Source organism: Streptomyces boluensis, from assembly GCF_009908195.1.
Classification (GTDB): domain Bacteria; phylum Actinomycetota; class Actinomycetes; order Streptomycetales; family Streptomycetaceae; genus Streptomyces; species Streptomyces boluensis.
The window spans coordinates 23,727-32,171 of the sequence record NZ_JAAAHS010000035.1 but is presented as its reverse complement, the minus strand read 5'-3'; the positions used below and the strand labels follow the sequence as shown (position 1 = coordinate 32,171).

Genomic DNA, 8,445 nt, shown 5'->3' with positions numbered 1-8,445 from the left:
GACCCGGCCGCCCCCGCCTCCGCCCGACCCCGGCAACAGCCGGGCACGCGCGCGTGGCGACCCCTTACCCTGGTTGCGAGATGAGTGCGAAGACTTACGAGGTGCGCACCTACGGGTGCCAGATGAACGTCCACGACTCCGAGCGGCTCTCCGGCCTGCTGGAGGACGCCGGCTATGTACGTGCGCCCGAGGGCAACGAGGAGGGCGACGCCGACGTCGTCGTCTTCAACACGTGCGCGGTCCGCGAGAACGCCGACAACCGCCTCTACGGCAACCTCGGCCGGCTCGCCCCGATGAAGACCAAGCGGCCCGGCATGCAGATCGCCGTCGGCGGCTGCCTGGCGCAGAAGGACCGCGACACCATCGTGAAGCGGGCCCCCTGGGTCGACGTGGTCTTCGGCACGCACAACATCGGCAAGCTGCCGGTGCTCCTGGAGCGCGCCCGCGTCCAGGAGGAGGCGCAGGTCGAGATCGCCGAGTCCCTCGAGGCGTTCCCGTCGACGCTGCCCACCCGCCGCGAGTCCGCGTACGCCGCGTGGGTCTCCATCTCCGTGGGCTGCAACAACACCTGCACCTTCTGCATCGTGCCCGCGCTGCGCGGTAAGGAGAAGGACCGCAGGACCGGCGACATCCTCGCCGAGATCGAGGCCCTGGTCGCCGAGGGCGTCTCGGAGATCACCCTGCTCGGCCAGAACGTCAACGCGTACGGCTCGGACATTGGTGACCGCGAGGCCTTCAGCAAGCTGCTTCGCGCCTGCGGGAAGATCGACGGCCTGGAGCGCGTGCGCTTCACGTCGCCGCACCCGCGCGACTTCACGGACGACGTGATCGCCGCCATGGCCGAGACGCCGAACGTGATGCCGCAGCTGCACATGCCGCTCCAGTCCGGCTCGGACACCGTCCTCAAGGCGATGCGCCGCTCGTACCGCCAGGAGCGCTTCCTCGGGATCATCGAGAAGGTGCGCGCCGCCATGCCGGACGCGGCGATCTCCACCGACATCATCGTCGGCTTCCCCGGGGAGACCGAGGAGGACTTCGAGCAGACGATGCACACGGTCCGCGAGGCCCGCTTCTCCGGCGCGTTCACGTTCCAGTACTCCAAGCGCCCCGGCACTCCCGCGGCCGAGATGGACGGCCAGATCCCGAAGGAGGTCGTCCAGGAGCGCTACCTGCGCCTGGCCGCGCTCCAGGAGGAGATCTCCTGGTCGGAGAACAAGAAGCAGATCGGCCGCACCCTCGACCTGATGGTCGCCGAGGGTGAGGGCCGCAAGGACGGTGCCACCCACCGCCTCTCCGGCCGCGCCCCCGACAACCGCCTGGTGCACTTCACCAAGCCGGACGTCGAGGTCCGTCCCGGCGACATGGTCAGCGTCGAGATCACGTACGCGGCCCCGCACCACCTGCTCGCCGAGGGCCCCGTCCTCGACGTGCGCCGCACCCGCGCGGGCGACGCCTGGCAGAAGCGCACCACAGAGGCGGCCGCCAAGCCGGCCGGCGTGATGCTCGGCCTGCCGACCATCGGCGCCCCGGCCCCGGAGCAGACCCCGGCGCCCTCCGGCTGTGGCTGCGATTGACCGCACGATCCCGGTACGGGACGGGCCGCACCCACGCGCGGGTGCGCGCCCGTACCGGACGGCCCTCACACACGTACGCACCACTCCACGCGCGCGTGCCTGGTGATCCGTGCGGCGGCGCATGCCCACCGCACACCTCGCCGTACCCCGCCAGCTACGCTGCCGATCATGCTCGTAGCCGCAGCCGCCTGCCCCTGTCCGCCGCTTCTGGTCCCTGAGGTCGCCGCGGGCGCCGCCGGTGAACTGGCCGACGCCCGCGCCGCCTGTGCCGACGCCGTCGCCGTGCTCGCCGCCTCCCGCCCGGACCGCCTCGTCGTCGTCGGACCGGCCGGACAGAGCGACCGCGGCCCGTACCCGGAAGGCACCCCGGGCAGCTTCCGCGGCTTCGGCGTGGACCTCGACGTACGCCTCGGAGCGACGGGCCGGGACGCTGCGGGACCGGCCGGCGGACGGCAGCTCCCGGCGTCCCTCGCGGTCGGCGCCTGGCTCCTGGAACGCGCCACCTGGTCGGCCGCCCCGGTCACCGGCCTCGGCGTGGGCGAACCCCTGTCGGCCGACCGCTGCGTGGCGGCAGGCCGGGAACTCGCGGCGCCGGACGAGCGGCTCGCCCTCCTGGTACTCGGCGACGGCAGCGCCTGCCGCACCCTCAAGGCACCCGGCTACCTCGACGAGCGCGCCGCGGACTTCGACGCGGCGGCCGCCCGCGCCCTGGGCACCGCGGACGTGCCCGCGCTTCTGGCCCTGGACGCCGAGCTCGCCCAGGAACTGAAGGCCGCGGGACGCGCCCCCTGGCAGGTGCTCGCGGGCGCCGCCGAGAACGCGGACCTGAGCGGCACCCTGCTGTACGACGAAGCGCCTTACGGGGTCGGGTACTTGGTGGCCGCCTGGTCGTGAACACCGCCACGCGCGTGGTGCGTGGAACGCCGACGGCCGCGAGGCGATGGTGCTGCCTCGCGGCCGTCGGCGTGTGCGCCTGGCCTCGACCCTTCGTACGGGTCCTGGCTCGGCTCCCGGTGGATCCCCTGACGCGTGGGTACGGACTCACTCAGCCCGCGGGCGGGCTCTTGGGCCCTCCGGCGCCCGGCGCCGGCGGTGTGCCGGTGCTGTCGGTCCCCGGCGTCCCTTCGTCCTTGCCGGTGAACCGGTGCAGGCCTTCCTTGGCCTTGCCGGTGCCCGACTGGATCTTTTCGCTGTACTTGCCCTTGGTCCGCTGGTCGACCGTCCTGGCGACCTTGTCCAGGCCGTGGTCGATCTTGTCCCCGTGCTCCTTGGCGAGGCCGGCGGCCTTGTCCTTCGCCGGGGCGAGCTTCGCTTTCAGGTTGTCCAGGATGCCCATGGGGCCACCTCTTTCTCGCGGCCGTGGGTCGGCCTTACGTGCGGGCGCCGTCGGCCTCGTTGTCGGCCGCCTGGTCTGCGGACTGCTGCTTCGGGATGTCCGCACCCTCGGCCGCGGCCGCCTTCTTCGGCTCACCGCTCTCCTCGGCTACGGCCGTGTCCTCGGCCTCGGCCGTGCTGTCCGCCTCGGCCTCAGCGTCGGCCCCGGCCACCGGAAGACCTGCTTCCGGCACGTTGGCCGGGGTCTCGTCGGCACTCTTGGCCTTGCGGCGAAACCTCGAAAAAACGCCCATCTCTACTCCAAACCGTACTCGTGTGAGCGAAATTCCGCGCCGCCCGGAGCGTCGTATTGCGCCGCCCGGGGATGCGCGCCCCAGGTGGACGGCCAGAACCTCGCAAGCAGGCAACGAGCCCGGGAACGCGTTGTCACGTAGCTCGTTCGAGAGCGGTGTCCGCGGTTTGGGAGACTGGGACCGTGAGTAGCGCAGCCATCACCCCCCGAGTCATCGCCGTCGTCGGCCCCACCGCGGCCGGCAAGTCCGACCTCGGCGTCTTCCTCGCCCAACGGCTCGGCGGCGAGGTCGTCAACGCCGACTCGATGCAGCTGTACCGGGGGATGGACATCGGCACCGCCAAACTGACGCCCGAGGAACGCGGCGGGGTCCCGCACCACCTCCTCGACATCTGGGACGTCACGGTCGCGGCCAGCGTCGCCGAGTACCAGAAGCTCGCCCGCGCGGAGATCGACCGCCTGCTCGCCGCGGGCCGCTGGCCGATCCTCGTCGGCGGTTCCGGCCTCTACGTGCGTGGTGCGGTCGACCAGCTGGAGTTCCCCGGTACCGACCCGGCCGTGCGCGCCGCCCTGGAGGAGGAGCTCACCCTGCGCGGGTCCGGCGCCCTGCACGCCCGGCTCGCCGCCGCCGACCCCGACGCGGCCAAGGCGATCCTGCCGAGCAACGGCCGCCGCATCGTCCGCGCCCTCGAGGTCATCGAGATCACCGGCCGCCCCTTCACCGCCAACCTCCCCGGCCACGACTCGGTCTACGACACCGTGCAGATCGGCGTCGACGTGGCCCGCCCCGAGCTCGACGCGCGGATCGCGGACCGCGTCGACCGGATGTGGGCGGACGGCCTCGTCGACGAGGTGCGCACACTCGCCGGCCAGGGCCTGCGCGAAGGGCGTACGGCGTCCCGCGCGCTCGGCTACCAACAGGTCCTCGCGGCGCTCGCGGGGGAGTGCACCGAGGAGGCCGCACGCGCGGAGACGGTCCGCGCCACCAAGCGCTTCGCGCGCCGCCAGGACTCCTGGTTCCGGCGCGACCCCCGGGTGCACTGGCTGAGCGGAGCCGCCGCGGACCGGCGGGAACTCCCGGACCACGCCCTCACGTTGGTCGAACGAGCGGTTACAGCCTGATCACGTGATGGCATCGGGACGCTCCGGCGGTCATCCGGCCTCCTGACGGCGTGCCATCATCTAGCTTCGATCGAGCCAGTGGAGCCGAGTTGGGAGGGCGCGTGGCTATGGAGGCCGGCCCTCGCGACACCGCACACGGGGACCGCGGACAGCTCAGTCCCGACGGTCCCGGCAGCACCCCGGACGGCGTCGTCCAGGACGGCCCCGACGAGCTCGGCGACCTCCGCGACCTCGACGAGAACGGCCCGGACGGAGTCACCGGCTCCGAGGTCGAGGTCGAGCTGCGCCCCCGGCGCCGGCTGCGGATCTGGCAGCTCGCGCCCATCGTGATCCTCGCCGCCACCGGCTCTCTGATGTTCGCCTTCCCGCTCGCCTTCGAGTTCGGCGACGGCGGCCCCGTCGTCGCCATGCTCGGCCTGCTCCTGTGCTGCTGCGCCGCAGGCTGGGGCATGATGGCCGCCCGCCGCGTCGGCCACACCTGGCCGGGCCTGCCGAACCGCGCCACGGGCCGCCGCGCCGACTGGCGGCTGATCACGCTGTACGCCGTGGCGGTCTCCGCGGTCGCGGTCCTCGCCGTCTGGCGCGTGGCCCGCCTGCGCTGAGCGGGAGTACGTCCCCCAGCGACCGTACGCGCGCCCGGAACTCCACCACGTCGCGGAAGCGGAACCCCTCCAGGCCGCGGAAGCGGAACCTTCCACATCGCGGAAGCGGAACCTCCGCTCGCCCCGCGCAGAAGCGGAATCCCGGCTATCCACAGGCCAGGACGGGTCGCCGTCCGACAGGCCGTACGATCGAGGAATGAGCACGCGGATCGCCTTCCTCAAGGGCCACGGCACCCAGAACGACTTCGTGATCGTGCCCGACCCGGACAACACCGTCGACCTGCCCGCGACGGCGGTCGCCAAGCTGTGCGACCGGCGCGCGGGCATCGGCGGCGACGGTCTGCTGCACGTCGTGCGCTCCGCCGCCCACCCCGAGGCGCGGGGCATGGCGGAAGAGGCCGAGTGGTTCATGGACTACCGCAACGCCGACGGCTCCATCGCCGAGATGTGCGGGAACGGCGTCCGCGTCTTCGCCCGCTACCTCCAGCGCGCGGGCCATGTGGAGGAGGGCGACCTGGCCGTCGCCACCCGCGGCGGCGTGAAGCGCGTGCACATCGCCAAGGCCGACGCCCACGGTGAGGGCGACGTCACGGTCGCCATGGGCCGCGCCACGCTCCCCGCCGAGCAGGCCACGGTCACGGTCGGCGAGCGCAGCTGGCCCGCCCTGAACGTGAACATGGGCAACCCGCACGCGGTCGCCTTCGTGGACGACCTGGAGCACGCCGGGACGCTGTACAGCGCCCCGCCCACGACCCCGGCCACGGTCTACCCGGACGGGGTCAACGTGGAGTTCGTGGTCGACCGCGGCCCCGGCCACGTCGCGATGCGCGTGCACGAGCGCGGCTCCGGCGAGACCCGCTCCTGCGGCACCGGCGCCTGCGCCGTGGCCGTCGCCGCGGCCCGCAGGGACGGCGCCGACCCTGCGGGCACCGGCACCCCCGTGACGTACCGAGTGGATCTGCCCGGCGGGACGCTGGTGATCACCGAGCAGCCGGACGGCGGGATCGAGATGACCGGACCCGCCGTCATCGTGGCCGAAGGCGAGATCGCTTCGGAGTGGTTCGAAAACGGAATCGGCTGATGTTTCGCTCGAATGGGTGATCCGTTTCACTCTGGGCGAGAGGCGGTGAGTGGCGCGTGATGGGCTCGATAGCATCAAGCACCGGCCCCGGGGCGACCCGTCGCCCCGCCCCCGACCGCCGGTCGAGCTGCCGGAGGTGCGCATGAGTGCGGACGGAACGAGCGGTGTCGCACACACCGCCCCCCAAAGGGCCACCGCCCCCGAACGGGCCACCGCAGCGGACGAGCCGAGCGCGCCCGCCCGGTCCGGCGCGGCCCGAAAGCGCGGCCGCCCCCGCCTCGATCTGCGCAGACTCGGCCTGGCCGCGCTGCTCGGCTCCACCTCCCGCGGCCGGATGCCGGACGCCATCGGCCATGTGGCCGACGCCCACCGCGCCCACCACCCCGAGGCCGACCTCGAGCCGCTGCGCCGCGCGTATCTGCTCGCGGAGTCCTCGCACCGCGGACAGATGCGCAAGAGCGGCGAGCCGTACATCACGCACCCCCTCGCCGTGACCCTGATCCTGGCCGAACTGGGCGCGGAGACCACGACGTTGACCGCGTCGCTGCTGCACGACACCGTCGAGGACACCGACGTGACCCTCGACCAGGTGCGCACCGAGTTCGGCGAGGAGGTCTGCTATCTCGTCGACGGCGTCACCAAGCTGGAGAAGGTGGACTACGGCGCGGCGGCCGAGCCGGAGACCTTCCGCAAGATGCTGGTGGCCACCGGCAGCGACGTCCGCGTGATGTCCATCAAGCTCGCCGACCGCCTGCACAACATGCGCACCCTCGGCGTGATGCGCCCCGAGAAGCAGGCCCGCATCGCCAAGGTCACCCGGGACGTCCTCATCCCGCTCGCGGAGCGCCTCGGCGTCCAGGCGCTGAAGACCGAGCTGGAGGACCTGGTCTTCGCGATCCTGCACCGCGAGGAGTACGAGAAGACCCGCGCCCTCGTCGCGGAGAACGCCGCGGGGGCCGACCCGCTCGGCGAAGTCGCCGAGGAGTTCCGCGCCGTGCTGCGCGAGGCGGGCATCAGCGCCGAAGTCCACATCAGGCCACGGCACTTCGTGTCCGTGCACCGCTCCCGGACCAAACGCGGCGAGCTGCGCGGCGCCGACTTCGGCCGCCTCCTGGTGCTCGTCAACGAGGACGCGGACTGCTACGGCGTACTGGGCGAGCTGCACACCTGCTTCACGCCGGTCATCTCGGAGTTCAAGGACTTCATCGCCACCCCCAAGTTCAACCTCTACCAATCGCTGCACACCGCCGTCGCCCGGCAGGACGGCGAGGTCGCCGAAGTCCTCATCCGCACCCACCAGATGCACAAGGTCGCCGAGGCCGGGGTGGTCGCCCTGGGCAATCCGTACGACTCCGGTGCGGACGAGGAGGGCGCCGACGGCGAGCGGGTCGACCCGACCAGGCCCGGCTGGCTCTCCCGCCTCCTCGACTGGCAGCGCTCGGCGCCCGACCCCGACACCTTCTGGAGCTCGCTGCGCGAGGAGCTCGCCCAGGACCGGGAGATCACCGTCTACCGCACCGGTGGCGGCACCCTCGGCCTGCCCGCCGGCGCCAGCTGCGTCGACGCCGCCTACGCGGAGTACGGCGAGGACGCCCACGCCTGCATCGGCGCGCGGGTCAACGGCCGCCTGGTGACGCTCAGTACGGTCCTCAGGGACGGCGACACCGTGCATGTGCTGCTCGCCCCGCAGGAGACCGGTTCCGGTCCGGACGCGGAGTGGCTCGACCACACCCGTACGCCCGCCGCGCGCATCGCCATCGGGCGCTGGCTCAGCTCGCACCCGCAGGGTCCGGTCGTCGCGGCCGCCGCGCCCCGGCCGCAGCTCACCGTCGAGGCGATGCGCCCCACCGCGGCCAACGCCGTGGTGGACCTGCCGCACGCCACGGTCCGGCTCGCGGGCTGTTGTACGCCGGTGCCGCCGGACGCGGTGACCGGCTTCACGGTGCGCGGCGGCGCCGTCACGGTGCACCGCGTGGAGTGCCCTGCGGTGGCGCGGATGGCTGCCGCGGGCCGCGCCCCGGTCGGCGTGCACTGGGCGGACCTCGACGAGACCGCGGAGTGCCGGGTCACGCTGATCGCCGAGTCCTTCGGCCGACCGCACCTCCTGGCCGACCTCACCGAGGCCATCTCCATGGAGGGCGCCGCGATCGTCTCGGCCACGGTGGAGCCCCCTGACGAGGGCCGTGTGCGCCACACCTACACGCTCCAACTCCCGGACGCCGCCCTGCTTCCCGGCCTGATGCGGGCGATGCGCAAGGTGCCGGGGGTGTACGACGTGGGGCGGGGCAAGGAGCCCGCGGCAGCGGCACCGTAGGCGAGGCTGTCGGCGCTGTCGGCTGGGGCCGCCGGTCGGCCGTGACGGCGTGGAGGCGGGCGGAGCACCCCGTTCGGGTGGGCCGGGCGCGCGTCGTCGTGGTTACCAAGGCCCTTGCTGATAGC

Annotated in this window: 8 protein-coding genes; 6 read left to right on the top strand and 2 right to left on the bottom strand. The window is 72.9% G+C overall.

The features are described 5' to 3' along the window. Positions 1–80: 80 nt before the first annotated feature. Positions 81–1,574 (top strand): tRNA (N6-isopentenyl adenosine(37)-C2)-methylthiotransferase MiaB, encoded by a 1,494-nt coding sequence (miaB, locus tag GUY60_RS07665; RefSeq protein ID WP_161695165.1) that lies wholly within the window; start codon positions 81–83, stop codon positions 1,572–1,574. Between the two features lie 168 nt (positions 1,575–1,742). After that, positions 1,743–2,468, top strand: coding sequence for a class III extradiol dioxygenase subunit B-like domain-containing protein (locus GUY60_RS07660; RefSeq protein WP_161695163.1), 726 nt, complete (start codon positions 1,743–1,745; stop codon positions 2,466–2,468). Positions 2,469–2,619: 151 nt separating this feature from the next. On the opposite strand, the gene GUY60_RS07655 is transcribed toward GUY60_RS07660, so the two are convergent. Both GUY60_RS07655 and GUY60_RS07650 read right to left on the bottom strand, forming a co-directional pair. Continuing rightward, the gene (locus GUY60_RS07655; protein ID WP_161695161.1) at positions 2,620–2,910 is read right to left on the bottom strand and encodes an antitoxin; all 291 of its coding nucleotides are present in this window, start codon (positions 2,908–2,910) and stop codon (positions 2,620–2,622) included. Between the two features lie 34 nt (positions 2,911–2,944). Next, on the bottom strand, positions 2,945–3,202 hold the full coding sequence (locus tag GUY60_RS07650; protein ID WP_161695159.1) for a hypothetical protein: 258 nt from the start codon (positions 3,200–3,202) through the stop codon (positions 2,945–2,947). A 182-nt stretch (positions 3,203–3,384) separates the two neighbouring features. Between GUY60_RS07650 and miaA the strand changes: the two genes are divergently transcribed. From miaA to GUY60_RS07630, 4 genes are all read left to right on the top strand, one after another. Further along, positions 3,385–4,323 (top strand): tRNA (adenosine(37)-N6)-dimethylallyltransferase MiaA, encoded by a 939-nt coding sequence (miaA, locus tag GUY60_RS07645; protein ID WP_161695157.1) that lies wholly within the window; start codon positions 3,385–3,387, stop codon positions 4,321–4,323. A 107-nt stretch (positions 4,324–4,430) separates the two neighbouring features. Then, positions 4,431–4,925 carry a hypothetical protein gene (locus tag GUY60_RS07640; RefSeq protein WP_246234443.1) on the top strand — a complete coding sequence of 165 codons (495 nt, stop codon included), beginning with the start codon at positions 4,431–4,433 and terminating at the stop codon, positions 4,923–4,925. Positions 4,926–5,121: 196 nt separating this feature from the next. Then, positions 5,122–6,006: a diaminopimelate epimerase gene (gene dapF, locus GUY60_RS07635; protein ID WP_161695153.1), complete on the top strand. Its 885-nt coding sequence runs from the start codon at positions 5,122–5,124 to the stop codon at positions 6,004–6,006. A 142-nt stretch (positions 6,007–6,148) separates the two neighbouring features. Next, positions 6,149–8,320: a RelA/SpoT family protein gene (locus GUY60_RS07630; protein ID WP_161695151.1), complete on the top strand. Its 2,172-nt coding sequence runs from the start codon at positions 6,149–6,151 to the stop codon at positions 8,318–8,320. Positions 8,321–8,445 lie beyond the last annotated feature (125 nt).